This is a genomic window from Citrobacter sp. Cf118, from assembly GCF_030334095.1.
In the GTDB taxonomy this organism is placed as follows: Bacteria; Pseudomonadota; Gammaproteobacteria; order Enterobacterales; family Enterobacteriaceae; genus Citrobacter; species Citrobacter freundii.
This window is the reverse complement of the sequence record NZ_JAOWES010000086.1, coordinates 102,715-126,269: the sequence shown is the minus strand read 5'-3', so window position 1 is coordinate 126,269 and position 23,555 is coordinate 102,715. Positions and strand designations below refer to the sequence as shown.

Sequence of the window (23,555 nt, the reverse complement as noted above, 5' to 3'; positions counted from 1 at the left end):
TAAGCGCAGCGCCATCCGGCATTTTCATCTTAATTCCTGAACTGCACTAAGAACGTGCTCAACAAACCGTGTCAGCTTGGGCAACGGACGCAAATCCTGTCGCCACAGCAAATGAATCGGCCGCGGCTGTGGCGTAAATCCTTCCAGAATACGAACCAACTTGCCAGTAGCCAGCTCTTCTGCCAACAGCACCTCCGGTTGCAATAACAGCCCAGCCCCCGCTACCGCCGCCATACGCAGTCCATGACCATCGTTACAGCGCAGAATCGCATCGCGTTTCCATCTGACTTCCCCCGTCACGCCAGGCAGTATCCACTCGTTGCGGGCCGTCCACACGGTATGGGACAGACACAGATGATCCACCAGATCCGCGGGCGTTCGGGGGGTGCCATGGCGGGCAAGATATTCTGGCGAAGCACAAATTGCCATACGGTAGGGACACAGGTATTTCGCCACCACGTCAGTCTGATGGATATCGCCAATGCGGATCGCCAGATCAACACCTTCATTAACCAGATCAACCATCCGGTTGGTTAGATCCAGTTCAATGCGCACCTCTGGCCAGATCTGTAAAAACGCAGCGGCCAGTGGCGAGATCACGCAAGCGCCAAAAGACGTGGGCGCGCTTATGCGCAGCGTCCCTGCTGGTGCCAACCGCAGACGCTCTACCGAACGTTCGGCTATCGATACCTGCTCCAGCACGCGACGGGCTTCTTCAAAATAGACGCGTCCGGCATCGGTCAGACTCTGGCGACGCGTATTGCGCTCCAGCAAACGCGTGCCGAGCTGCGCTTCCAGTTGGGCGATATATTTTCCCACCATCACCGCAGACATCTCGAGCCTCGTCGCCGCAGAAGTAAAGCTCCCGCTCTCCACCACGGCGACAAACGTTTCCATGCCGCGTAACTTATCCATATTGCAAACCCCTGGTTAGTAATCATCTAACTTTTAGCCAGTTTATCCGATTTCATTTTCATTAAAGAATAGCGGCTCACACTATTGCGGAGGTGGTTATGAAAATCGTCATTATTGGTGCCAGTGGTACAGTGGGTCGCGCAGTCACAGAAACGTTAAGCCGTAAACATGAGGTGATCCGCGTAGGTCGCACGCAGGGGGATTACCAGGTCGATATCACCTCGCAGGTGAGTGTCGAGGCATTGTTCGAAAAAGTCGGTCGGGTAGATGCGATCGTTTCCGCCACCGGCAATCTGTTCTTTGGACCGCTGTCGACAATGACCGACCAGGACTTTAATCAGGGGCTTCAGGATAAACTGTTAGGCCAGATACGTCTGGCCTTAACCGGGCAGCATTTCCTCAATGATGGCGGTTCGATAACGTTAATTAGCGGCATTATCGCCCACGAGCCCATCGCACAAGGCGCAAATGCGGCAACGATCAATGCCGGTCTGGAAGGATTTGTGCGCGCCGCTGCCTGTGAGCTAGAGCGTGGTCAGCGTATTAACCTGATAAGCCCGACCGTGCTGAGTGAATCCGCCGCAGCCTATGACGGGTTCTTCCCCGGCTTTGAAAGCGTCCCCGCCGTCACGGTCGCCAACGCCTATCGCCGCAGCGTCGAAGGCATCCAGAGCGGGCGCATTTATAAAGTGGGTTATTGTTAACCGCTTTTTCTCGCCTCTTACGTCATCAGTAAGAGGCGAGGAGTCGCATATTTCAGGCACCCGTTTCGTTTCTGATCCGCGCATTGATGTATTCCACGGCCTGCGTGACGTCCATAATGCCGTTAATCGCATTCGTCACGCCTTGCCCGATAATAATCTCTGCCTGTCGCAGGTTAAAAGGCTCACCTTTACTTCCCTGAGACTCCCGTATTCCCGTCATGCCTTTTTCATTCAGTAAATTAAACCACGGGTAGAGATTGAGAACATTTTGATCGTGACATATTCCAGACCAGGCGCTGTTGCCCCCCAATAGAACCAGATGGCGCGAAATTTCATCGGAATAAAGCCAATGAAAAAACTGCTCAACCTGTTTTTTCTTCTTACTGTAGCGAGACATTCCAATAGAACCACCGCCCAATTGTGGAAGCTGCCCCGGAACGGGAGCATAGCCAATCGTGGGGGCGATGGTCGTATGCGCAACATCGTTAAACAAATTGAGATACATAATCAGCATGGCGAGATTTCCACGCTCAAACTGTTTAACCGCATCACTCCACCACTCACCAGGGAGATTCACGGCGATAGAAAGCTGGTGCAGATATTCTTCGAGTGCAGCGGCAGCAAGCGAAGCATCAAGTTGTACCGGCTCGCCCTCACGCACCAATCGTCCACCTAACGCGTAGTAACGTAGCAAGTACTCAGTGGCGATAAGTCCTGAGCTGCCCAACGTCACCGCCGTTCCCATTGGGCGCTGTCTGTTTTCTGGCTGATGCAATTGACTAAAGAAAGCGGCAATCTCATCAAATTGTGCGAAATTCTCTGGTAGCGTTAACTCTTTGCCTGTTGATTCATAAAACATCCGTTTAATCGTCGCATCTTCAAACAGATCTCGTCGATAAAACAGAAGCTGCATACTGGCATCAAAGGGAATTGCCCATGCAGTCCCATTCACCTGGCTGAAGTGCTGCTGAATTTGCTCAGAGAAGTTATCCAGCAATAACGGGAGTTCGGGGGAGACCGACTCCAGCGGCAATAATGCTTTTTCTGCAAACCAGGGAAAACATGCCATATCGATTCGCAGTAAATCGTAATAAGGGTGCAGGTGAAGATGAGAGAGAATTTCAAAAACCTCATCATACGGATAAACCGCAAGATTAACCTTAATACCGGTCTGGCGATAAAAGTGAGGTAACAGTTTCTTCAGCGCATCGGTCGAAGGGCTGGGCAAAATTAACATATTCAGCGTCGCCTCCGTCTCATGAGGCGGAGCGTATTGCCCATTCCAGGAAAAACCGCAATTCGTCAGAATACGGTGCTTCTCTTTACTTTTGGGTTGGCGAATACATGAAGCAATAGTTGTCCCCAGGCGGGCATAATCCATCTGATAGCTGGTGATTCCATCAAAAGATGCAGGAAGATTATCACTCAGTTGTACTATCGGCGGGCAGGACTGAGAACTCCCAAACCAGGACGCTTGCGTCAACGCACGCGTCTTCTCACTGTCCTGAACAATAAACAGATCGGGTATCGCCCCCCGGAAAAAGTCAAACGCGACGGTGTTAACTTCACTGGCATGCGCAGGTATAACCATAAGCTTTGTGTGCGGACTTAACTCCCGGCATACCTTCTGTATCGCTTGAGTAAAGCGTGCGCTGTGGGCAAATTCCAGCGGCTCGCAGAAAACACCAATATGACCCGGCAGCTGCGCCAGTGCCCTTCTTGCGGTTTCTTCCCCTGCGGTCACATAGTCAAGGCTAAAATAACAAACTGCACCGGCTGGCTGGCGATACGCAAAAAGCACATTCTCCGGGGAGAGCCTGAGCATATCGTAATAGGGCTGGCTGTTGTCCAGGCAACTCACGGTGACAACAGCCTGGTAAGACTTTGCCGCCAGTGTTTGCAAAATATCCAGTTCCAGATTGGGCAAATCATTAGTCAGGTAAAGATCAACCGGTTCGCTGAGTGAAGGTTGCCAGGCCTGGTGTAATCCCCGATAAAGTTGATAGTAACGTTCCGCATTGATGTCCGGCAGAATCAAGGCCACTCCCTGACTTTTGCTGGCTCTCAATGATTGCGCCTGCGCATTCAACTGATAGCCAACTTCTCGGGCCGCACGTTGAACCGCTTCAATCTTCTCAACGCTTACATTTCCTCTGCCATTGAGCACATTCGAGACAGTCCCATGCGACACACCGGCAATTCTTGCTATGTCTTTGATAGTTGGCATTTTTACACCCTTCCCCTGATGTTTTGATGCTAGCACGGCGCTCATCAGGAAACTATCTCCAGCAAGATAATTTGAACGTTACAATATTAAAAAGTGCATTTTATCAACACATTCTTATAACCACCTTTCAACCCCACATAGCACGAAGAAATGAACTAAAAATTTCAAAGCTATGAAATATAAAAATAAATTATTAAATTCTTGAAGAGGATCACTTATGCAACAAAAGATCGTTGTTGCCTTGAAGCTGCAGGATAATAATTGACACGTTCCAATTACGTTTCATTACATTTTCGTTCAAAAAACAACACTCTGTTTTGATCAAGAGGGAAACATGAATATTCATTTTCTGGGAACCGCAGCATCCGAAGGGATACCCAATCCTTTTTGCCGTTGTGAGCACTGTCAGCAAGCCCGTATTCGCAAAGGCAAAGATATACGCACGCACTCCTCAGCGATCATCGACGATGAACTGTTGATTGATGTCGCGCCTGAATTCAGCCAGCAACTGCTGCGAGATGGCCTGGACGCAACAGAGATCAAATCGCTGCTGTTCACGCATACACATCCCGATCATTTCAACGTCGGCGATCTTTTTAGCCGAATGGAAGGGTACGGATTTGAGATTACTCATCCGTTGCACATTTTTGGTAATGACCGTGCGATTAACGGCGCGGCACAAGTATTACCAGGCTACAGCGCAGAAAGATTTGCTTTTCATTGCCTGGTTCCCTTCGTAACCGTTGAAACCCGCGGATACCGAATCACTCCACTGCTGGCGAACCATGCCAAATGGGAGCTTTGTTATACCTGGTTTATCGAAAAAGATGGTCAGTCAATTTTCTATGGACATGATTCGGGCTGGTTCCCTGAACTCACCTGGCAATGGTTGAAAGGGAAAAAGATCGATTTAACGGTGCTGGAATGTACCTACGGTTTTAATGGTGATAACCGTACAAATAACCACATGAGTCTGGAAACCGTTTTCGCCGCCAGAGACAGGCTTGCAGAACTGGGCTGCCTTGAGAAAAATAGCCAACTCATCGTCTCGCATGTCTCACACAGCGGCGGTCTACTGCACGACGATCTCGTGGCGGCGTGCGACAAAGAGAACATTCTTGTCGCCTGGGATGGGCTTAACCTGAGCATCAACCAATAAGGATATGCAATATGGACCTTAATAAAACACCACGCCTGCTGGTTATGATGTTCATACAATATTTCATGCAGGGCGCCTGGAATATGACCATGGGACTGGTATTAAGTACCTATGGTATGGCGACCATTATTGGCTCATCTTATGCTTTGCTTGGTCTGGCGACCATTCTTTCGCCACTCTTTATTGGCATGGTAGCCGACCGTTTCTTTTCGTCACAAAAAGTCATGGCGATCCTGCATTTAATTAATGCTGGCGTACTGTTGTTTGTTCCACAATTTATTGAGGCACAAAACACGGGCATGACGTTGACCATGATCTTCCTGGTCGGTCTGCTGTTTTATCCAACAACTGCGCTGGCGAACAGCATCAGTTTCAGCCACATTAACGGGGTGAAATACTTCCCCTTTATTCGTGTGTTCGGCACATTTGGCTTTATGGTCATCGGTTTTATTATTGGTGAAATGGGCTATTCTGGAAATACCATCACCTGGTATATTGCGTCAGCCTCCGGTGTCGTGCTCGGCCTTTACTGCTTTACGTTGCCAAACACCCCACCGAAAGCAAAAGGAAGCGTATTTACACTCCGCGATCTGTTATGTCTGGACGCTCTGGCACTCTTCAAGGACCGCAGTTTCTCGGTTTTGATGCTCAGTATTTTTGTCCTGATGATCCCCAAAACAGCTTATTCCGCCTATATCCCGGTCTTTTTAAAAGCGCTTGGATTCGATAACGCCGCGTCAATGATGCAGGTCGGCATCGCCTGTGAAGTCATTTTTATGTTCCTGCTCTCGTTTTTCTTACTGAAAGCCGGCTTCAAAATTACTCTCATGTTGGGCGCCGTTTGCTGGATCATCCGCACACTGTTGTTTGCTCATGCATCACTGGATGCCAACATGATGTTTGTGCTGATCGGCCTGATGTTGCAGGGATTCTGCTGGGACTTTTTCTTTACCGTGGGCGACATTTATGTTGACCGTAAAGCCGCGCCAGAGATCAAAGCACAAGCCCAAAGCTTGCGATTTATCGTCTCCAACGGCGTCGGTTTGCTGTTTGCCTCTACCGTATGCGGTCAAATCTTCAACAGCACCGTGACGGAACAAGGCCCACAGGCGTTACCGCAATGGGAAACATTCTGGCTAGTTTCAGCAGGCGTTGCCGCAGTGGTCAGCGTATTCTTCCTGATATTCTTCCGGGACGATATTTCAAAACGCAAAGCAGACCTCCCATTGAAAAAAGCAAACTCTTGATCGTTAAAGACTCTTTCATTAAGGTAATTGCATGAATAATCTGGCCGCCATCATCAATGAGCAAGGATTGTTGCCTTTAACTACGATCATCAAAATCAGCATTGCATTTATTCTGGGTGGCATTATAGGCCTGGAAAGAGAATCGAAAGGGAAGCCGGTTGGCTTCAAAACTTGCGTTATTTTATCCGTAGCCAGCTGTGTGTTAACTGTCGTATCAATACAATCTGCAGAATACTATGCTGAAATTTCGATGAACATCCGTAGCGATCCTATGCGTCTGGCGGCTCAGATTATTAGTGGCGTTGGTTTTCTCGGTGCGGGAGTCATTCTGCACCGACACGACGATGCTATTTCTGGTCTCACTACTGCGGCAATTGTCTGGGCATCTGCTGGAGTGGGAATCACCTGTGGGGCCGGTTTTTATTTTCATGCTTTTTTTGCCACGGCTTTATTTTTATTGGCAATTAAATTAAGCCCGTTCATTATTTTCTTACAGACTAAAAACCAGTTCCCCGGAAAAGTAAAAGTCAGGGTTATTCTTGATGAACGCGATGCGCTCGAAAATCTGATAACCCGCATCCATCAACAGAAAAACATTATTGAAAACATAACGATCAGGGATATTAAGAAGGGTAAAATCGAGGTTAATCTCAAAATCGTAATTCGTAAGAAGATGACCTTGCCTGACTTGTACCACGATCTCACTCATATTGAACACGTCTGCGCTATTGCTCTTGAACATTAAGATGCTTTATTTCCCTCTTTAAAATCAGGTGGTTACCACCTGATATAACCGCTCTATCCTTGTCTTCGCTTTAAATCCCTATTGTTTGCAATGTTAAATATTTGTTGCTTTTGATCACAAATAATAAACAAACAAGCTCATTATGTGCGCGTTTTTCAAAAATGTAGATATTTTTAATTTATGGCTACGAAACGAGCTGCGCCATATCTCCCTGACAATCTACTGAGAGGAACGATTTGATGAACGCACTGACTGCCGTAAAACCAAACGCTGAAGATCCAGCCCAGCACTACAGCGGTTTCACGCTGAAACCGTCAGCCCAATCCCCACGCCTGCTGGAGCTGACTTTTTCTGCTGAGACCACTGAGCAATTTCTGCAGGCCGTCGCGCAGTGGCCGGTGCAGGCGCTGGAATACAAATCCTTCTTGCGCTTCAAAGTGGGCAAGATCCTCGACGACCTGTGCGGCAATCAGTTGCAGCCTCTGCTGCTGAAAACGTTGCTCGATCGTGCCGAAGGCGCACTGCTGATCAATGCCGTTGGCGTGGATGATGTGGCGCAGGCAGAAGAGATGGTCAAGCTGGCGACGGCGGTAGCACATCTAATCGGACGCTCGAATTTTGATGCGATGAGCGGTCAATATTACGCACGTTTTGTGGTGAAAAACGTCGATAACTCAGACAGCTATCTGCGCCAGCCTCACCGAGTGATGGAATTGCACAACGACGGAACCTATCTCGAAGAAATCACCGATTACGTGCTGATGATGAAGATTGACGAGCAGAACATGACCGGCGGTAACTCGCTGCTGCTGCACCTCGACGACTGGGAACATCTGGATCAGTACTTTACCCATCCGCTGGCGCGTCGCCCTATGCGCTTTGCCGCGCCGCCAAGCAAAAACGTGAGCCAGGAAGTGTTCCATCCGGTATTTGACGTTGACCAGCAGGGTCGTCCGGTGATGCGCTACATCGACCAGTTCGTCCAGCCAAAAGACTATGAAGAAGGCGTCTGGCTGAGTGACCTGTCCGACGCGCTGGAAACCAGCAAAAGTATTATTTCCGTACCGGTTTCAGTGGGTAAATTCCTGCTGATCAACAACCTGTTCTGGCTACACGGTCGCGATCGTTTCACCTCGCATCCTGACCTGCGCCGCGAACTGATGCGCCAACGTGGTTATTTCGCTTACGCGACAAACCACTACCAGACTCATCAGTAAGCGCGAAGGAAAAAAGCGGATGTATGATTTTGTGATTATTGGCGGCGGCATTATCGGCATGTCGACCGCCATGCAGCTGATTGATGTCTATCCGGACGCCAGAATTGCGCTGTTGGAAAAAGAGTCCGGCCCGGCCTGTCACCAGACGGGCCACAACAGCGGCGTCATTCATGCCGGGGTCTATTACACTCCCGGCAGCCTGAAGGCGCAGTTTTGCCTGGCCGGAAATCGCGCCACAAAAGCCTTTTGCGACCAAAACGGCATCCGCTACGACGTCTGCGGAAAAATGCTGGTTGCCACCTCCCCTCTGGAAATGGAGCGCATGCGCGCGCTATGGGATCGCACCGCCGCTAACGGTTTGGAGCGCGAATGGCTGAATGCGCAGGAGCTTCGCGAGCGTGAACCGAATATCACCGGTCTGGGCGGCATTTTTGTTCCGTCGAGCGGGATCGTCAGCTACCGTGAAGTCACCGCCGCGATGGCGAATATTTTCCAGGCCAAAGGCGGTGAGATTATTTACAACGCCGAGGTCAGCGCGCTGAAAGAGCACGCTACGGGCGTGATTGTCCATACCCGTCAGGGTCAGGAATATGAAGGCGCGACGCTGATTAGTTGTTCTGGCCTGATGGCGGACCGACTGGTGAAAATGCTCGGCGTTGAACCTGGCTTTATCATCTGCCCGTTCCGTGGCGAATATTTCCGCCTGGCGCCAGAACATAATCAGATAGTTAACCATCTGATCTACCCCATCCCCGACCCGGCAATGCCGTTTCTCGGTGTTCATCTGACCCGGATGATTGACGGCAGCGTCACGGTCGGCCCCAACGCGGTGCTGGCATTTAAACGTGAAGGCTACCGTAAGCGTGACTTCTCGCTCAGCGATACGCTGGAGATCCTCGGCTCTTCTGGTATTCGCCGCGTGCTGCAAAACAACCTGCGCTCAGGGCTTGGCGAAATGAAGAATTCGCTGTGCAAAAGCGGTTATCTGCGGCTGGTACAAAAGTACTGTCCGAGCCTGATGCTTAAGGATCTGCAACCGTGGCCTGCGGGCGTGCGGGCACAGGCGGTATCACCTGATGGCAAGCTTATCGACGATTTTCTGTTTGTCACCACGCCACGTTCAATTCACACCTGTAACGCGCCTTCTCCGGCGGCAACATCGGCAATCCCTATCGGTGCACATATTGTCAGCAAAGTTCATGCGCTGCTGGAGAACCAGAGTAATCCCGGACGCACGCTGCGTGCGGCACGTAGCGTGGAGACATTACACGCCGCATTTACCCGTTAAACCGATTAAGACAGGAAGCAATCATGCAACTTAACGATCCAACCTTATTTCGCCAGCAGGCACTGATCGACGGCAACTGGCGTGACGCTAACAGCGGCGAGACCATCGCGGTGACCAATCCCGCCAACGGTCAGCAATTGGGTAGCGTACCTAAAATGGGGGCAGATGAAACCCGCGAAGCGATTAACGCCGCAAACCGCGCTCTGCCGGCCTGGCGTGCGCTGACTGCCAAAGAGCGGGCCAACATTCTGCGCCGCTGGTTCAACCTGATGATTGAGCATCAAGACGATCTCGCCCGTCTGATGACCCTGGAACAGGGAAAACCACTGGCGGAAGCCAAAGGCGAAATTACCTACGCCGCCTCCTTTATTGAGTGGTTTGCCGAAGAGGGCAAACGCATTTATGGCGATACGATCCCTGGCCATCAGGCTGACAAACGCCTGATCGTCATCAAGCAGCCGATCGGCGTTACCGCCGCGATTACGCCGTGGAACTTTCCCTCAGCGATGATCACCCGTAAAGCCGGTCCGGCGCTGGCAGCAGGCTGTACGATGGTGCTTAAACCCGCCAGCCAAACCCCCTACTCCGCACTGGCGCTGGCAGAGCTTGCTAATCGCGCCGGGATCCCGGCAGGCGTTTTCAGCGTGGTGACAGGTTCTGCGAGCGCGGTCGGTAACGAGCTGACCGGCAACCCGCTAGTGCGCAAACTGTCATTTACCGGCTCAACCGAAATTGGCCGTCAGTTAATGCAGCAGTGCGCCAAAGACATCAAAAAAGTATCGCTGGAACTGGGCGGCAATGCACCGTTTATCGTCTTTGACGATGCCGATCTCGACAAAGCCGTGGAAGGCGCGCTGGCCTCGAAATTCCGTAACGCCGGGCAGACCTGCGTCTGCGCCAACCGTCTGTACGTGCAGGACGGTGTGTATGAGCGTTTTGCCGAAAAACTTCAGCAGGCTGTGAGCAAACTGCACCTCGGCGATGGTCTGCAACCTGACGTCACCACCGGACCGTTGATCGACGAAAAAGCGGTCGCCAAGGTGCAGGAGCACATCGCCGATGCTCTGGATAAAGGCGCGCGCATTATCGCGGGCGGTAAACCTCATGCGCTCGGCGGTAACTTCTTCCAGCCCACCATTCTGGTGGATGTGCCTGACAACGCGAAGGTCGCCAAAGAAGAGACGTTCGGACCGCTGGCTCCGCTGTTTCGTTTTAAAGACGAAGCCGACGTCATCGCTCAGGCCAACGACACCGAATTTGGTCTGGCCGCCTATTTCTACGCCCGTGATTTAAGTCGCGTCTTCCGCGTTGGCGAAGCGCTGGAGTACGGCATCGTCGGGATTAACACCGGCATTATCTCCAACGAAGTCGCCCCGTTTGGGGGAATCAAAGCCTCCGGTCTTGGCCGTGAAGGATCAAAATACGGCATCGAAGACTACTTAGAAATCAAATATATGTGCATCGGCCTTTAATAAAATAAATACTGGAGAACACCTGATGAGCACCAACAAAGAACTTATGCAACGTCGCAGCAACGCCGTTCCCCGTGGCGTAGGCCAGATCCACCCTATTTTTGCCGAGCGTGCAGAAAACTGTCGGGTCTGGGACGTTGAAGGCCGTGAATTCCTTGACTTTGCTGGCGGTATTGCAGTGTTGAACACCGGTCACCTGCACCCGCAGATCGTCTCTGCGGTAGAAGCGCAGTTGAAAAAGCTGTCCCATACCTGTTTCCAGGTACTGGCCTATGAGCCATACCTGGAGCTGTGCGAAATCATGAATAAGAAAGTGCCGGGTGATTTCGCCAAGAAAACCCTGCTGGTGACCACCGGTTCTGAAGCGGTAGAAAATGCGGTGAAAATCGCCCGCGCCGCCACCAAACGCACCGGCACAATCGCCTTCAGCGGTGCTTACCACGGCCGTACCCACTACACCTTGTCACTGACCGGGAAAGTGAACCCATACTCTGCCGGAATGGGGCTGATGCCGGGCCACGTGTATCGCGCGCTTTATCCTTGCCCACTGCACGGCATCAGTGACGACGATGCTATCGCCAGTATTCACCGCATTTTCAAAAACGATGCCGCGCCAGAAGACGTCGCCGCCATCGTAATTGAACCCGTCCAGGGCGAAGGTGGTTTTTACGCCGCTTCTCCTGCTTTTATGCAACGTCTGCGCGCTATTTGTGACGAACACGGGATCATGCTGATTGCTGATGAAGTACAGAGCGGTGCGGGCCGCACCGGTACGCTGTTTGCCATGGAGCAGATGGGCGTTGCGCCCGATCTCACCACCTTCGCTAAATCCATCGCCGGAGGCTTCCCGCTGGCAGGCGTGACCGGACGCGCCGACGTCATGGACGCTATTCCACCGGGCGGTCTGGGCGGTACCTATGCCGGTAACCCAATTGCCTGTGCCGCTGCGCTGGCGGTACTAAACATTTTCGAGCAGGAAAATCTGCTGCAAAAAGCCAACGAGCTGGGGCAAACCCTGCGTGAAGGCCTGTTGGCTATCGCGGAAACCCACCGCGAGATTGGCGACGTACGCGGGCTGGGCGCGATGATTGCTATCGAACTGTTCGAAAACGGCGACCACACGAAACCAGACGCCAAACTGACAGCTGAAATTGTCGCTCGTGCCCGCGATAAAGGGCTAATCCTGCTCTCCTGCGGACCTTACTACAACGTGCTGCGCATTCTTGTCCCGCTGACTATTGAAGACGCGCAAATCCGCCAGGGGCTGGACATTATCGCCCAGTGTTTTGCCGAGGCAAAGCAGGGTTAAACCCGTATCAAAACGGGGAGTTTTAAGCCGGATAAGGCGGAGCCGCCATCCGGCAAACAGGGTCAATAACAATAATACGCGTGCCCCGGCGCGGGAATGCCGGGGTGCTCTCCCAAGTGAAATACTTTCGAGAGGTTTAAAGATGGGGCAACTGTCACAATCACATGATTTAGGGGGCGGGCTGAAATCACGCCACGTCACCATGCTGTCTATTGCCGGGGTAATCGGCGCAAGTTTGTTCGTCGGTTCAAGTGTGGCGATTGCAGAAGCCGGTCCCGCAGTATTATTAGCCTATCTGTTCGCCGGATTGCTGGTGGTGATGATTATGCGCATGCTGGCCGAAATGGCCGTTGCCACCCCGGATACCGGTTCTTTTTCCACTTACGCCGATAAGGCCATTGGCCCGTGGGCGGGTTACACCATCGGCTGGTTATACTGGTGGTTCTGGGTGTTAGTTATCCCGCTGGAGGCGAATATCGCCGCCATCATTCTTCACTCCTGGGTGCCTGGTATTCCTATCTGGCTGTTTTCTCTGGTTATCACGCTGGCATTAACCGGCAGTAATTTGCTGAGCGTCAAAAATTATGGTGAGTTCGAGTTCTGGCTGGCGCTGTGCAAAGTGATTGCCATTCTGGCGTTTATAACCCTCGGCGCGGTGGCGATTAGCGGTTTCTACCCTTATGCCGATGTCAGCGGGGTTTCGCGCCTGTGGGATCAGGGCGGCTTTATGCCCAACGGTTTTGGCGCCGTGATCAGCGCAATGTTAATCACCATGTTCTCCTTTATGGGCGCAGAGATAGTTACCATCGCCGCCGCCGAATCCGATACCCCGGATAAACATATCGTTCGCGCCACCAACTCGGTTATCTGGCGTATCTCCATCTTCTATCTGTGCTCTATTTTTGTGGTGGTGGCGCTGATCCCGTGGAACATGCCGGGACTGAAAGAAGTCGGTTCTTACCGCTCGGTACTGGAGCTACTGCATATCCCGCACGCGAAATTGATCATGGATTGCGTCATTTTGCTGTCGGTGACTAGCTGTCTCAACTCCGCGCTGTATACGTCCTCGCGTATGCTCTACTCCCTGAGCCGCCGTGGCGATGCCCCCGCCTTTATGGGTAAAACGAACCGCAGTAAAACGCCTTATGTGGCGGTGTTGCTGTCTACCGGTGCCGCATTCCTCACCGTCATCGTCAACTATTACGCCCCGGCCAAGGTGTTTAAATTCCTGATCGACAGTTCCGGTGCCATCGCACTGCTGGTCTATCTGGTCATTGCCGTTTCTCAACTGCGGATGCGCAAAATCCTGCTGGCGCGAGGCGGTGAAATTAAACTGAAAATGTGGCTCTATCCGTGGCTTACCTGGCTGGTCATCGCATTTATTATCTTTGTGCTGGTGGTCATGCTGTTTCGTCCGGCACAACAGCTGGAAGTTATCTCTACCGGATTGTTAGCCATAGGAATTATTTGCACCGTGCCCATTATGTCACGCTGGAAAAAACTGCTATCTTGGCAAAAAGCACCATTGCAAAATACGCATTAAACCTGTTCCCGGCGCAGGCCGGGAAATCCTTTCAGGAGTATGACCATGACCGCCATTCCCCAACCGACGGCCATTGATGGATACCGCTGGCTGAAGAACGACATCATCCGCGGTGTGTATCAGCCTGATGAAAAACTGCGTATGAGCCTGCTGACCTCACGCTATGAGCTTGGCGTGGGACCGCTACGCGAAGCGCTTTCGCAGTTAGTTGCCGAGCGGTTGGTGACGGTAGTAAATCAGAAAGGGTATCGTGTTGCCCCGATGTCAGAGCAGGAGTTGCTCGATATTTTCGATGCCCGCGCCAATATGGAAGCCATGCTGGTCGCGCTGGCCATTGAACGCGGCGACGACGCCTGGGAAGCTGAAATTCTGGCGCGCGCGCATATGCTTAGTAAGCTTGAAGCCATTGATGCCAGCGAACAGATGCTCGACGAGTGGGATCAGCGCCATCAGGCGTTTCACTCGGCGATTGTCGCTGGCTGTGGTTCACAATATCTGCTGCAAATGCGCGAACGACTGTTCGATTTGGCGGCGCGCTACCGGTTTATCTGGCTGCGAAAAACGGTGCTGTCGGTGGAGATGCTGGAAGACAAACACGATCAGCACCAAACGTTAACCGAAGCAATTCTGGCACGCGATGCCGCGCGCGCCAGCGAATTAATGCGCCAGCACCTGCTGACGCCGATTCCGATTATTCAACAGGCGATGTCCGGTAAATTGCTGACGGAATAAGCCTGAATAATATTACTGCTCCGGAATACGTAACACCTGCCCAGGATAGATTTTATCCGGACTTTTCAGCATGGGTTTATTCGCTTCAAATATCTGGTTATACAGGTTGGCATTACCGTAAACCTGTTTAGCAATAGCGCTCAGGGTATCCCCTGATTTAACGGTATAAAACTGGCTTTCGCTCGCGGGCGCAGAGGTTTTAACCTGATCATCTACGCTGGCAATACCGGAGATATTACCAATCGCGATCAGAATTTTTTCTTTCGCCTCCTGACTTAATCCATCACCAGAAACAGTGGCTTTGCCTTCGTTAATTTGCACGTCCACTTTATCCGCATCAGGGATGCCAGTTTTGTTCAGGTGTTCCTGCACTTTTTTTGCCAGATCGGCTGTGTCATGGTTTCCAGTGACCGCATCCCACAGTTTTTCACCCGCATCTTTTACAAAATTGAAGAGTCCCATATCCACCTCGGTAATTAACAATTAACACCCAAAAGTGTAGCAGAGGAGAAAGGGGGCCAAAGAAAACGGCGCCAAAGCGCCGTAGTTGAAAGGAATTAATTACGCGTCTGTATCCAGAAGGCATGGATCAAACCAGGGATGTAGCCCAGTAGCGTCAGAACGATATTGAGGATAAATGCCCAGCCGAACCCCTTCCCCAGCAGCACGCCAAGCGGGGGCAGAATAATAGTAAAAACGATTCTCCAGAAACCCATACACACTCCCTACAAGCAAAAAATTAATCATTGTTTAAAAAGAGATTTTATCTCTAAGAGTAGCCATTCTACCCAACTCTGCCAGCATTCCGCGGCTGTTTTACCCTCCTTTACGCTCTTTACGCTGGCGTACGTTGGTTGTTTATTTTAGAATGTGCTTAATTTAGATTGTGCTTAAATACATATGACTGAACTTGAACAACTCCAGGCCAGCGCAGAACAAGCTGCCGCCCTGCTAAAAGCGATGAGTAACCCGAAACGGTTGCTGATTTTGTGCATGCTCTGCGGTTCACCCGGTACCAGCGCAGGCGAGTTAGCCCGTGTTACCGGCCTTAGCCCTTCCGCCACTTCCCAGCATCTGGCGCGTATGCGTGAAGAAGGTCTGATAGAAAGCCAGCGCGATGCCCAGCGCATCCTCTACTCCATTAAAAATGCGGCCGTGAATTCGCTGATCGCCACATTAAAAACACTGTATTGCCCATAAGGAGCCATCATGACTATTGGGACGATTTCCCCGCGCGAGGCGCAGACACTGGTCGCGCAAGGTGCAAAACTGATTGATATCCGCGACGCTGACGAGTATCTGCACGAGCATATTCCTGAGGCTCATCTGGCACCGTTGCCCGCGCTTGAACAGGGATCGCTGCCTGCGAATTTACGCGCCGAGCAGGTGATTTTTCACTGCCAGTCAGGCAAACGTACACAAAATGCGGCAACAAAACTGAGCGCCATTGCTGCGCCCGCGCAGGTCTGGCTGCTGGAAGGTGGAATTGACGGCTGGAAAGCCGCAGGGTTGCCGGTGACGAAAGACAGTTCACAACCGTTACCGCTGATGCGTCAGGTGCAGATAGCCGCGGGTAGCCTTGCCTTACTCGGTGTTATTCTGGGTTACGCCGTCAGCAGTGCTTTCTTCCTGCTGAGCGGTTTTGTCGGGGCCGGGCTGATTCTCGCTGGCGTGACTGGCTTTTGCGGCATGGCGCGTCTGCTGGACAAAATGCCCTGGAACCGACGTACTCATTAAGCGGTAATCATTGAAACAGCACTGTACCCGCCGGTTGACGTGATCTATGGTGAGTTCTGCAATAAATGATAAATAAAGGAGCGCAACAATATGTTTAAACCTGGCGATCTGGTTCAACCGCGTATGGGCGGTCCAAAACTGAAGGTTGTTGAAGTCAATGACGATCAAATTGTGGCGGTACAAGCCAGTAATGAAAACGGTGATAAATTCACGCTGAAAGCAGCTGATGTCACGCGATATACCGAAGAGGGTGATTTCGGCGTTTGCTGAAAATAAGCGGTGAGGATCTCCTCACCGCCTTCGTAATTAGATCAAAAAGTCATCAAGAGATTTACCGGTAGCCATCGCCTGGGCAATTGGCTTCGGTGTGCGACCTTGCCCAGTCCATGTTTTCGTTTCACCATTGAGATCGATAAAACGATATTTCGCCGGGCGCGGTTGGCGTTTTTTAACTGAACGTGTCGTAGCCGGTGTTATGCTCAGCAGCTCCTCCGGGCTAATCCCGTCTGCCTGCATCTGCGCCAGCAAGGCATTAATTTTTGCCTGCTGTTCTGCGCGTTGGCGCTGTAGCTGTTCTTCTTCATCGCGCCGTTCTTTGGTCACTACCCTGAATTTTTCAAGCATATCTTCCAGTACATCAACGGAAAATTCACGAGCCATTGCACGCAGCGAGCGGATATTATTTAAGTTTTTTAACATTGAACTCATATTAACAAAACCTCTTTAACGTAAAACATAAAAACGGTATTACGCTAAATATTGTATGCAACTGATTATTATATTTCCAGTCTAATTTATTCGCAGATCATTAAACAAATAGCCAACTCTGATATTTATAGCATCCATTCTGCTATCGCTCAGACAATATATTCTATTACCCTGATTGCAGCTTTGAATATACCTGCAAGGTATCTCAGTGCGTCACTTAAGAAACAGGCCACGGCATCGCGTGGAACCAACGAGTATACATATTGCACATCAGTCAACATTCAGAAAAGGAGCGCAAAAAACCCAGAAAAACAAGCAAAAATAACTCTTTGATCTAAAAGAATTTTAATTAACACAGCAACGAAAACACCAAAACGAACAAAAAACAAACCATTACAGAGCATTTTATCGACAAAAAGGCAATAAATAAAAATTTTAAGCTAGTTGCTAGTTATTATCCAGGCAGATATCCTATTAAAACGCGAAAGCAGCAAGACAAATCACTAGCAGTTAAGGTATTCAAAACCTTTTTCCCCCTTTTTACAAGGAGCATTAACATGTTCTCTCCGCAGTCACGCTTGCGTCATGCAGTAGCAGACACGTTCGCGATGGTTGTTTATTGTTCTGTCGTGAACATGTTGATCGAAATATTCCTTTCTGGAATGAGCTTCGAACAGTCGCTGTATTCCAGATTAGTCGCTATCCCTGTCAACATACTGATCGCGTGGCCATACGGCATGTACCGTGATTTGTTCATGCGCGCGGCGCGTAAAGCCACGCAGGCAGGATGGGCAAAAAATCTGGCGGATGTGCTGGCTTATGTCACCTTCCAGTCGCCGGTGTATGTGATTATTCTGCTGACGGTTGGCGCGGACTGGCACCAGATTACGGCTGCAGTAAGTTCGAACATCGTGGTATCAATGCTGATGGGCGCTGTCTATGGCTACTTTCTTGATTATTGCCGCCGCTTGTTTAAGGTCAGCAGCTATCATCAGGCTAAAGCCTGACACGCTTCTTTGCGACTGGCACTGCCAGTCGCGTTATTAGTTAGAATTAACGTCGCCAAACAACCCACTCAGATAACGCTCCAGCGCAATTCGCGAGCTAAAGCCGTGCGGAATACCATAATGTTCGTGTGTCTCACCGGCTAAATACAGTGGGAATTGCTGATAATGATCGCAGGTTTTAATATCCGTCGCTGGTTCTGCCAGCGAAGAGCTGCGCTCTTTTAGCGTGGGATGGATAATTAATGCGGTACGTCCCATGCGTGCTTCACGGTTAACGTACACATAATTTTCGCCACGACGATAGCCGTACGTTTTCTGCGTCACTACATCAACGGTAAAGCCCACTTTTTCAAGTACGCGCGCCACCTCATCAGGTCGTAAATACATATTATTTTCCTCGTTATCTTTTACTGCGGGCTTACCTTACCTGATTCAGCATTAGCAACGCTTTCAGAAAAGTCCATAAACGGGTGGCGATGGTGGGACGCATATCGTAAGAACCTTATATACCCTAAATAATTCGAGTTGCAGGAAGGCGGCAAGGGAGCGAATCCCCAGGAGCTTACTAAAGTAAGTGACTGGGGTGAACGAACGCAGCCAACGCACATGCAACTTGAAGTATGACGGGTATAGATTTATGTCAGCGCCATCCGCAGTTGGTACGCCGCCTGTTGCGCCATTTCCGCCGAGCTGATATTGGTAAATGACAGCAATATTCCCCCCTTTCCTTCTGACGTTATTCGCCAGCGGCTTAACGCCTGAACAGCTAACCCGGCCTGATTCGCTTTGCGCACCAGCGCAATATCATCTCCGTCCACACTCATCACCAGTTGAATCCCACCTTCCTGAGGAATGACGCTAAATCCTTGTTCGGTCAGGGCGTTTTCCATCCATTGTCGTCGTTCGGCATAATGTTGTCGCATACGTTTTAAGTGTCGCCAGAAGTGGCCGTCTCGCATAAAATCCGCCAGCGTTTGCTGCCATAGAACCGGAACGCTACAGGCCGTTAGCGCCGCTTGTTGGCGAAAGTGTTCAACCTGGGTCAGGGGCACCACCAGCCATGCCGTACGCAAAGCCGGAAACATCGATTTGCTGAACGTTCCGGCATAAATCACCCGCTGGGGCGCATCCAGACTTTTTAGCGGCGGCAACGGCTTACCGTGGTAACGAAATTCACTGTCATAATCATCTTCGATTACCCACGCCTGCGCACGAGTCGCCCACTCCAGCAACTGGTGGCGACGGTCTAAAGACAGTGCTACCCCCAGTGGGCTTTGATGTGCGGGAGTGAGCAGTACAAAACGCGCCTGCGGGTAGTCGCGGATCCCGGCGCTGACATCCAGACCATCGGCATCCACCGCTACCGGCTTCAACTCAATGCGTTCTTGAGCCACCACAGGCCGAATCAGCGGAAAGCCGGGATCTTCGACCCACATTCCCTCTCCGGGATGCGCCAGAGCGCGCAGGATTAACGTCATTGATGCCGCATAGCCTGAAGTGATAAAAATCTGCTCTGGCTGGCATTCAATGCTGCGTGAGACCCGCAGGTAATCCACAATCGCCTGACGTAACGCCCGCTCGCCACACACATCGCCCACCGCCAGATCAAAACGCGTTTGGGTGCGTAAACGCCGTCCCATCACCCGCGCCCAGACTTCGCGCGGAAAAAGATCGAGTGCGGGTAATCCCATCTGAAAAGTTTGCGGTCTGGGATTTTCTCCGGCAAAAATGGCAGGAGAAGCAGGTGCCCTTTCTGGTCGCAGTTGCTCACTGACAAACGTTCCTGCCTGTCCACGCCGCGCGAGCCAGCCCTGCGCCACCAGCTCTGCATAGGCATTTTCTACCGTCGAGCGTGATACTCCCAGCTCCTGGGCCCAGGTCCGACTGGAGGGCAATCTGGTACCGGGCTTGAGTTCACCTTTCTCAATTGCGTTTTTTAACTGACGGGCGATTTGCTGATAGCGCGGCATTTATGGTCTGCTTTTTTGGCAACAATATGGCTCTCTGTAGCAGTCCATTATAGTGCTACATTGCGGGTCATCCAAACGAGGAGAAATACCATGACCATGTTACGCCAGCCCTATTATGAACTCAGCCCTGAAATCTATAACGCTCTGGTTCAGGCAAGCAAAGCGCTGGAGAACTGCGCGCTGGAACCTACGCTGACGGAACTGATTTACCTGCGGGTCTCGCAAATCAACGGCTGCGCCTTTTGTCTGGAAATGCACAGTAAAGCACTGCGCAAATCCGGAGTTGCGCAGGCCAAACTGGATGCGCTGGCAGGCTGGCGGGTGAGTCACCACTTCAGCGAGCAGGAACGTGCGGCGCTGGCGTGGGCCGAATCGGTCACTCAAATTGCCACTAGTCACGCCGAAGATGACGTTTATCTGCCGCTGCTCGACCATTTCAGCGCGAAAGAGATTAGCGACCTGACATTTGCCATTAGCCTGATGAACTGCTTTAACCGCCTGGCGGTGGGGATGCGCATGTGATTCTGCGCTTCCGGATGGCGGCATAAACGCCTTATCCGGCCTGGGAAGTGCTTTCCTGTAGGCCGGATTTGACGCGACGCGCGCCATCCGGCAACCTGCGATGGTACATATCACTTCCCCTGCCATGCCCATAACCCAGCCCATCATCAATCTAAAATTCCCATATCTTGTATGGTTGAATCTTTTTAAAACTACATCTAGTATTTTTCCTATCAGGACACACACAACCCGACGCCCTCTATCGCGCCGATCTTTTATTTTTAAATGGAAATACGAATCATGCGTATTATTATTTATACTCGCAATAACTGTGTTCAGTGCCATGCCACCAAACGGGCAATGGAAAGTCGTGGTTTTGACTTTGAGATGGTAAACGTCGATTTACAGCCCGATTTGGCTGATAACCTGCGCGATCAAGGGTTTCGCCAGTTACCGGTCGTAGTCGCGGGTGAAACCAGTTGGTCAGGGTTTCGCCCGGACATGATCAACCGTCTGCATCCGGAACACCGTGTGGTCAGCGCATGAGTCAGCTCGTCTACTTCTCCAGCAGCTCCGAAAATACGCACCGCTTTATGCAGCGTCTGGGGCTGCCTGCCATCCGCATTCCGCTTAACGAACGCGAGCCGATCCGGGTAGACGAACCTTACATATTAATCGTGCCGTCCTACGGCGGCGGCGGCACTGCTGGCGCGGTCCCAAGACAGGTGATCCGCTTATTAAACGATACACACAACCGGGCGTTAATCCGTGGAGTGATCGCCTCCGGCAATCGTAATTTCGGTGACGCCTACGGTCGCGCGGGTGATGTCATCTCACAAAAATGCGGCGTGCCGTGGCTCTATCGCTTTGAGCTGATGGGCACCCAAAGCGATATCGACAACGTTCGAAAAGGAGTGAGCGAATTTTGGCAACGACAACCGCAGAACGTGTAATGCAGCCAACGCTGGATTATCACGCCCTGAACGCCATGCTGAATCTGTATGATAAAGCCGGGCGCATTCAGTTCGACAAAGACCATCAGGCGGTGGAGGCTTTCTTTGCCGCACACGTCCGCCCCAACTCGGTGGCGTTTGCCAGCCAGCAGGAGCGCCTGGAAACGTTGGTGGATGAAGGCTATTACGATGCCAGTGTGTTAGCCCGCTACGATCGCGCGTTCATGCTGAAGCTATTCGCCCACGCCCACGCCAGCGGATTCCGTTTCCAGACGTTCCTCGGCGCATGGAAGTTCTACACCAGCTATACGTTGAAAACGTTCGACGGTAAGCGCTATCTCGAAGACTTTGAGGATCGGGTAACGATGGTGGCACTCACGCTGGCGCAGGGCGATGAAGCACTCGCGACGCAACTGACCGATGAAATGCTCTCCGGGCGCTTTCAGCCCGCCACGCCAACCTTTTTAAACTGCGGTAAACAGCAACGCGGCGAGCTGGTCTCCTGCTTCCTGTTGCGTATTGAAGACAACATGGAGTCTATTGGTCGGGCGGTCAACTCCGCACTTCAGCTCTCCAAACGCGGCGGCGGCGTGGCATTTTTGCTCTCCAACCTGCGCGAGTCAGGTGCGCCCATTAAACGCATTGAGAACCAGTCCTCTGGGGTGATCCCGGTAATGAAAATGCTGGAAGATGCGTTTTCTTATGCGAATCAACTCGGGGCACGTCAGGGCGCAGGCGCGGTGTATCTGCACGCACACCATCCGGATATTTTACGTTTTCTCGATACCAAGCGCGAAAACGCCGACGAGAAAATCCGCATCAAAACGCTCTCGCTTGGCGTGGTGATCCCCGACGTCACCTTCCGGCTAGCGAAAGAAAATGCCCGGATGGCACTGTTCTCACCGTATGACGTGGAACGGATTTACGGCAAACCGTTCGGTGATATCGCCGTGAGTGAGCGGTATGACGAACTGGTGGCCGACGAACGCGTGCGCAAAAAATACATTAACGCCCGCGAATTCTTCCAGCGGTTGGCCGAGATCCAGTTTGAGTCTGGTTATCCTTACATCATGTTTGAAGATACGGTGAATCGCGCCAATCCGATTGCCGGTCGGATCAATATGAGCAACCTGTGCTCGGAGATTTTGCAGGTTAACAGTGCCTCCACCTACGATGAAAATCTCAATTACGAGCAGATCGGGCACGATATCTCCTGCAATCTCGGCTCGTTGAACATTGCCCATACCATGGATTCACCCGATTTTGGTCGTACCGTGGAAACGGCGGTTCGCGGCTTAACCGCCGTTTCGGACATGAGCCACATCCGCAGCGTGCCTTCGATCGACGCCGGGAACAGCGCGTCGCACGCGATTGGTCTTGGGCAGATGAATCTGCACGGGTATCTGGCGCGGGAAGGGATCGCCTACGGCTCGCCGGAAGGGCTGGATTTCACCAATCTCTATTTCTACACCATCACATGGCATGCGCTGAATACGTCAATGAAGATCGCTCGCGAGCGGGGTCAAACCTTTGCCGGATTCAAACAGTCACGCTACGCCAGCGGCGAGTATTTTAACCAGTATCTGCAGGGCGACTGGCAGCCAAAAACCGACAAGGTCCGCACACTGTTTGCCGCCAGCGGCATTACGCTACCGACGCGCGAGATGTGGGCACAACTGCGTGAAGATGTGATGCGCTACGGTATTTATAACCAGAATTTACAGGCGGTTCCGCCCACCGGTTCTATCTCCTACATCAACCATGCCACGTCAAGCATTCACCCGATCGTGTCGAAAGTGGAGATTCGCAAAGAGGGCAAAACCGGGCGCGTTTACTACCCTGCCCCGTTTATGACCAATGAGAATCTGGCCTTGTATCAGGATGCCTACGAGATCGGTCCACAAAAAATCATTGATACCTACGCTGAAGCAACGCGACATGTCGATCAGGGGCTTTCACTGACGCTCTTTTTCCCCGATACCGCCACCACGCGCGATATCAACAAAGCGCAGATTTACGCCTGGCGTAAGGGCATCAAATCCTTGTACTACATCCGACTACGCCAACTGGCGCTGGAAGGCACCGAAATCGAAGGCTGCGTGTCATGCGCGCTGTAAGGAG

General features: G+C 51.6%; 25 protein-coding genes. 18 read left to right on the top strand and 7 right to left on the bottom strand.

Annotation, left to right across the window (positions count from 1 at the left end):
* Positions 1 to 24: 24 nt before the first annotated feature.
* The gene (locus OGX67_RS14725) at positions 25 to 915 is read right to left on the bottom strand and encodes a LysR substrate-binding domain-containing protein (protein ID WP_257651595.1); all 891 of its coding nucleotides are present in this window, start codon (positions 913 to 915) and stop codon (positions 25 to 27) included.
* A 98-nt stretch (positions 916 to 1,013) separates the two neighbouring features.
* On the opposite strand from OGX67_RS14725, the gene OGX67_RS14720 reads away from it, so the two are divergent.
* Positions 1,014 to 1,619 carry a short chain dehydrogenase gene (locus OGX67_RS14720; protein ID WP_257651596.1) on the top strand — a complete coding sequence of 202 codons (606 nt, stop codon included), beginning with the start codon at positions 1,014 to 1,016 and terminating at the stop codon, positions 1,617 to 1,619.
* A gap of 52 nt (positions 1,620 to 1,671) precedes the next feature.
* On the opposite strand, the gene OGX67_RS14715 is transcribed toward OGX67_RS14720, so the two are convergent.
* Entirely contained in the window at positions 1,672 to 3,846 is a 2,175-nt protein-coding gene (locus OGX67_RS14715; RefSeq protein ID WP_257651597.1) for an extracellular solute-binding protein, read from the bottom strand.
* A 334-nt stretch (positions 3,847 to 4,180) separates the two neighbouring features.
* Between OGX67_RS14715 and OGX67_RS14710 the strand changes: the two genes are divergently transcribed.
* The 9 genes from OGX67_RS14710 to csiR all read left to right on the top strand — a co-directional run bounded on the left by OGX67_RS14710 (position 4,181) and on the right by csiR (position 14,558).
* Entirely contained in the window at positions 4,181 to 5,005 is an 825-nt protein-coding gene (locus OGX67_RS14710) for an MBL fold metallo-hydrolase (protein WP_003037212.1), read from the top strand.
* Positions 5,006 to 5,016: 11 nt separating this feature from the next.
* Positions 5,017 to 6,252: an MFS transporter gene (locus OGX67_RS14705; protein WP_003037215.1), complete on the top strand. Its 1,236-nt coding sequence runs from the start codon at positions 5,017 to 5,019 to the stop codon at positions 6,250 to 6,252.
* A gap of 31 nt (positions 6,253 to 6,283) precedes the next feature.
* Positions 6,284 to 6,997: an MgtC/SapB family protein gene (locus tag OGX67_RS14700; protein WP_257651598.1), complete on the top strand. Its 714-nt coding sequence runs from the start codon at positions 6,284 to 6,286 to the stop codon at positions 6,995 to 6,997.
* A 239-nt stretch (positions 6,998 to 7,236) separates the two neighbouring features.
* Positions 7,237 to 8,214, top strand: coding sequence for a glutarate dioxygenase GlaH (gene glaH / locus OGX67_RS14695; protein WP_003839704.1), 978 nt, complete (start codon positions 7,237 to 7,239; stop codon positions 8,212 to 8,214).
* Between the two features lie 19 nt (positions 8,215 to 8,233).
* Positions 8,234 to 9,502, top strand: a complete 1,269-nt coding sequence (lhgD, locus tag OGX67_RS14690) for an L-2-hydroxyglutarate dehydrogenase (RefSeq protein WP_048232655.1) — start codon at positions 8,234 to 8,236, stop codon at positions 9,500 to 9,502.
* 23 nt (positions 9,503 to 9,525) lie between these two features.
* On the top strand, positions 9,526 to 10,974 hold the full coding sequence (gene gabD / locus OGX67_RS14685) for an NADP-dependent succinate-semialdehyde dehydrogenase (protein WP_032944689.1): 1,449 nt from the start codon (positions 9,526 to 9,528) through the stop codon (positions 10,972 to 10,974).
* Between the two features lie 25 nt (positions 10,975 to 10,999).
* The gene (gene gabT, locus OGX67_RS14680; protein WP_071696792.1) at positions 11,000 to 12,283 is read left to right on the top strand and encodes a 4-aminobutyrate--2-oxoglutarate transaminase; all 1,284 of its coding nucleotides are present in this window, start codon (positions 11,000 to 11,002) and stop codon (positions 12,281 to 12,283) included.
* 142 nt (positions 12,284 to 12,425) lie between these two features.
* The gene (gene gabP / locus OGX67_RS14675; RefSeq protein WP_204583332.1) at positions 12,426 to 13,826 is read left to right on the top strand and encodes a GABA permease; all 1,401 of its coding nucleotides are present in this window, start codon (positions 12,426 to 12,428) and stop codon (positions 13,824 to 13,826) included.
* A 45-nt stretch (positions 13,827 to 13,871) separates the two neighbouring features.
* A complete protein-coding gene (gene csiR, locus OGX67_RS14670) occupies positions 13,872 to 14,558 on the top strand; it encodes a DNA-binding transcriptional regulator CsiR (RefSeq protein ID WP_003037236.1) in 687 nt (228 codons plus the stop codon).
* A gap of 12 nt (positions 14,559 to 14,570) precedes the next feature.
* Here the strand turns inward: csiR and lysM are convergent, their stop codons facing one another.
* Entirely contained in the window at positions 14,571 to 15,020 is a 450-nt protein-coding gene (lysM, locus tag OGX67_RS14665; protein WP_003037241.1) for a peptidoglycan-binding protein LysM, read from the bottom strand.
* A gap of 95 nt (positions 15,021 to 15,115) precedes the next feature.
* Entirely contained in the window at positions 15,116 to 15,274 is a 159-nt protein-coding gene (locus OGX67_RS14660) for a YqaE/Pmp3 family membrane protein (RefSeq protein WP_003037242.1), read from the bottom strand.
* Positions 15,275 to 15,458: 184 nt separating this feature from the next.
* On the opposite strand from OGX67_RS14660, the gene OGX67_RS14655 reads away from it, so the two are divergent.
* The 3 genes from OGX67_RS14655 to OGX67_RS14645 all read left to right on the top strand — a co-directional run bounded on the left by OGX67_RS14655 (position 15,459) and on the right by OGX67_RS14645 (position 16,565).
* Complete coding sequence (locus OGX67_RS14655) at positions 15,459 to 15,758, top strand: ArsR/SmtB family transcription factor (RefSeq protein ID WP_003037247.1); 300 nt, start codon at positions 15,459 to 15,461, stop codon at positions 15,756 to 15,758.
* 9 nt (positions 15,759 to 15,767) lie between these two features.
* Positions 15,768 to 16,295: a rhodanese family protein gene (locus OGX67_RS14650; RefSeq protein WP_032949883.1), complete on the top strand. Its 528-nt coding sequence runs from the start codon at positions 15,768 to 15,770 to the stop codon at positions 16,293 to 16,295.
* 90 nt (positions 16,296 to 16,385) lie between these two features.
* Positions 16,386 to 16,565, top strand: a complete 180-nt coding sequence (locus OGX67_RS14645) for a GDFGVC terminal motif YodC-like protein (protein ID WP_003037253.1) — start codon at positions 16,386 to 16,388, stop codon at positions 16,563 to 16,565.
* Positions 16,566 to 16,601: 36 nt separating this feature from the next.
* On the opposite strand, the gene stpA is transcribed toward OGX67_RS14645, so the two are convergent.
* Positions 16,602 to 17,003, bottom strand: coding sequence for a DNA-binding protein StpA (gene stpA, locus OGX67_RS14640; protein WP_171858786.1), 402 nt, complete (start codon positions 17,001 to 17,003; stop codon positions 16,602 to 16,604).
* A gap of 557 nt (positions 17,004 to 17,560) precedes the next feature.
* Between stpA and alaE the strand changes: the two genes are divergently transcribed.
* Positions 17,561 to 18,010: an L-alanine exporter AlaE gene (alaE, locus tag OGX67_RS14635; protein ID WP_003037259.1), complete on the top strand. Its 450-nt coding sequence runs from the start codon at positions 17,561 to 17,563 to the stop codon at positions 18,008 to 18,010.
* Positions 18,011 to 18,046: 36 nt separating this feature from the next.
* Here the strand turns inward: alaE and OGX67_RS14630 are convergent, their stop codons facing one another.
* Both OGX67_RS14630 and pdxR read right to left on the bottom strand, forming a co-directional pair.
* Entirely contained in the window at positions 18,047 to 18,397 is a 351-nt protein-coding gene (locus OGX67_RS14630) for a DUF2002 family protein (protein WP_003037262.1), read from the bottom strand.
* A gap of 248 nt (positions 18,398 to 18,645) precedes the next feature.
* Complete coding sequence (gene pdxR / locus OGX67_RS14625) at positions 18,646 to 19,980, bottom strand: MocR-like pyridoxine biosynthesis transcription factor PdxR (RefSeq protein ID WP_003037264.1); 1,335 nt, start codon at positions 19,978 to 19,980, stop codon at positions 18,646 to 18,648.
* 90 nt (positions 19,981 to 20,070) lie between these two features.
* Between pdxR and OGX67_RS14620 the strand changes: the two genes are divergently transcribed.
* The 4 genes from OGX67_RS14620 (at position 20,071) to nrdE (ending at position 23,551) form a co-directional block, all read left to right on the top strand.
* A complete protein-coding gene (locus tag OGX67_RS14620; RefSeq protein ID WP_003037267.1) occupies positions 20,071 to 20,502 on the top strand; it encodes a carboxymuconolactone decarboxylase family protein in 432 nt (143 codons plus the stop codon).
* A 279-nt stretch (positions 20,503 to 20,781) separates the two neighbouring features.
* Complete coding sequence (gene nrdH, locus OGX67_RS14615) at positions 20,782 to 21,027, top strand: glutaredoxin-like protein NrdH (RefSeq protein WP_003846033.1); 246 nt, start codon at positions 20,782 to 20,784, stop codon at positions 21,025 to 21,027.
* Positions 21,024 to 21,434, top strand: coding sequence for a class Ib ribonucleoside-diphosphate reductase assembly flavoprotein NrdI (gene nrdI / locus OGX67_RS14610; protein ID WP_257651599.1), 411 nt, complete (start codon positions 21,024 to 21,026; stop codon positions 21,432 to 21,434). The genes nrdH and nrdI overlap by 4 nt, the downstream gene beginning before the upstream one ends.
* Positions 21,407 to 23,551: a class 1b ribonucleoside-diphosphate reductase subunit alpha gene (gene nrdE, locus OGX67_RS14605; RefSeq protein ID WP_204583331.1), complete on the top strand. Its 2,145-nt coding sequence runs from the start codon at positions 21,407 to 21,409 to the stop codon at positions 23,549 to 23,551. The genes nrdI and nrdE overlap by 28 nt, the downstream gene beginning before the upstream one ends.
* Positions 23,552 to 23,555: the final 4 nt, after the last annotated feature.

What these genes read in the sequence shown, in the direction of transcription:
- OGX67_RS14725 (WP_257651595.1), bottom strand. Translation starts at nt 915, where the DNA reads ATGGATAAGTTACGCGGCATGGAAACGTTTGTCGCCGTGGTGGAGAGC.
- OGX67_RS14720 (WP_257651596.1), top strand. Translation starts at nt 1,014, where the DNA reads ATGAAAATCGTCATTATTGGTGCCAGTGGTACAGTGGGTCGCGCAGTC.
- OGX67_RS14715 (WP_257651597.1), bottom strand. Translation starts at nt 3,846, where the DNA reads ATGCCAACTATCAAAGACATAGCAAGAATTGCCGGTGTGTCGCATGGG.
- OGX67_RS14710 (WP_003037212.1), top strand. Translation starts at nt 4,181, where the DNA reads ATGAATATTCATTTTCTGGGAACCGCAGCATCCGAAGGGATACCCAAT.
- OGX67_RS14705 (WP_003037215.1), top strand. Translation starts at nt 5,017, where the DNA reads ATGGACCTTAATAAAACACCACGCCTGCTGGTTATGATGTTCATACAA.
- OGX67_RS14700 (WP_257651598.1), top strand. Translation starts at nt 6,284, where the DNA reads ATGAATAATCTGGCCGCCATCATCAATGAGCAAGGATTGTTGCCTTTA.
- glaH (WP_003839704.1), top strand. Translation starts at nt 7,237, where the DNA reads ATGAACGCACTGACTGCCGTAAAACCAAACGCTGAAGATCCAGCCCAG.
- lhgD (WP_048232655.1), top strand. Translation starts at nt 8,234, where the DNA reads ATGTATGATTTTGTGATTATTGGCGGCGGCATTATCGGCATGTCGACC.
- gabD (WP_032944689.1), top strand. Translation starts at nt 9,526, where the DNA reads ATGCAACTTAACGATCCAACCTTATTTCGCCAGCAGGCACTGATCGAC.
- gabT (WP_071696792.1), top strand. Translation starts at nt 11,000, where the DNA reads ATGAGCACCAACAAAGAACTTATGCAACGTCGCAGCAACGCCGTTCCC.
- gabP (WP_204583332.1), top strand. Translation starts at nt 12,426, where the DNA reads ATGGGGCAACTGTCACAATCACATGATTTAGGGGGCGGGCTGAAATCA.
- csiR (WP_003037236.1), top strand. Translation starts at nt 13,872, where the DNA reads ATGACCGCCATTCCCCAACCGACGGCCATTGATGGATACCGCTGGCTG.
- lysM (WP_003037241.1), bottom strand. Translation starts at nt 15,020, where the DNA reads ATGGGACTCTTCAATTTTGTAAAAGATGCGGGTGAAAAACTGTGGGAT.
- OGX67_RS14660 (WP_003037242.1), bottom strand. Translation starts at nt 15,274, where the DNA reads ATGGGTTTCTGGAGAATCGTTTTTACTATTATTCTGCCCCCGCTTGGC.
- OGX67_RS14655 (WP_003037247.1), top strand. Translation starts at nt 15,459, where the DNA reads ATGACTGAACTTGAACAACTCCAGGCCAGCGCAGAACAAGCTGCCGCC.
- OGX67_RS14650 (WP_032949883.1), top strand. Translation starts at nt 15,768, where the DNA reads ATGACTATTGGGACGATTTCCCCGCGCGAGGCGCAGACACTGGTCGCG.
- OGX67_RS14645 (WP_003037253.1), top strand. Translation starts at nt 16,386, where the DNA reads ATGTTTAAACCTGGCGATCTGGTTCAACCGCGTATGGGCGGTCCAAAA.
- stpA (WP_171858786.1), bottom strand. Translation starts at nt 17,003, where the DNA reads ATGAGTTCAATGTTAAAAAACTTAAATAATATCCGCTCGCTGCGTGCA.
- alaE (WP_003037259.1), top strand. Translation starts at nt 17,561, where the DNA reads ATGTTCTCTCCGCAGTCACGCTTGCGTCATGCAGTAGCAGACACGTTC.
- OGX67_RS14630 (WP_003037262.1), bottom strand. Translation starts at nt 18,397, where the DNA reads ATGTATTTACGACCTGATGAGGTGGCGCGCGTACTTGAAAAAGTGGGC.
- pdxR (WP_003037264.1), bottom strand. Translation starts at nt 19,980, where the DNA reads ATGCCGCGCTATCAGCAAATCGCCCGTCAGTTAAAAAACGCAATTGAG.
- OGX67_RS14620 (WP_003037267.1), top strand. Translation starts at nt 20,071, where the DNA reads ATGACCATGTTACGCCAGCCCTATTATGAACTCAGCCCTGAAATCTAT.
- nrdH (WP_003846033.1), top strand. Translation starts at nt 20,782, where the DNA reads ATGCGTATTATTATTTATACTCGCAATAACTGTGTTCAGTGCCATGCC.
- nrdI (WP_257651599.1), top strand. Translation starts at nt 21,024, where the DNA reads ATGAGTCAGCTCGTCTACTTCTCCAGCAGCTCCGAAAATACGCACCGC.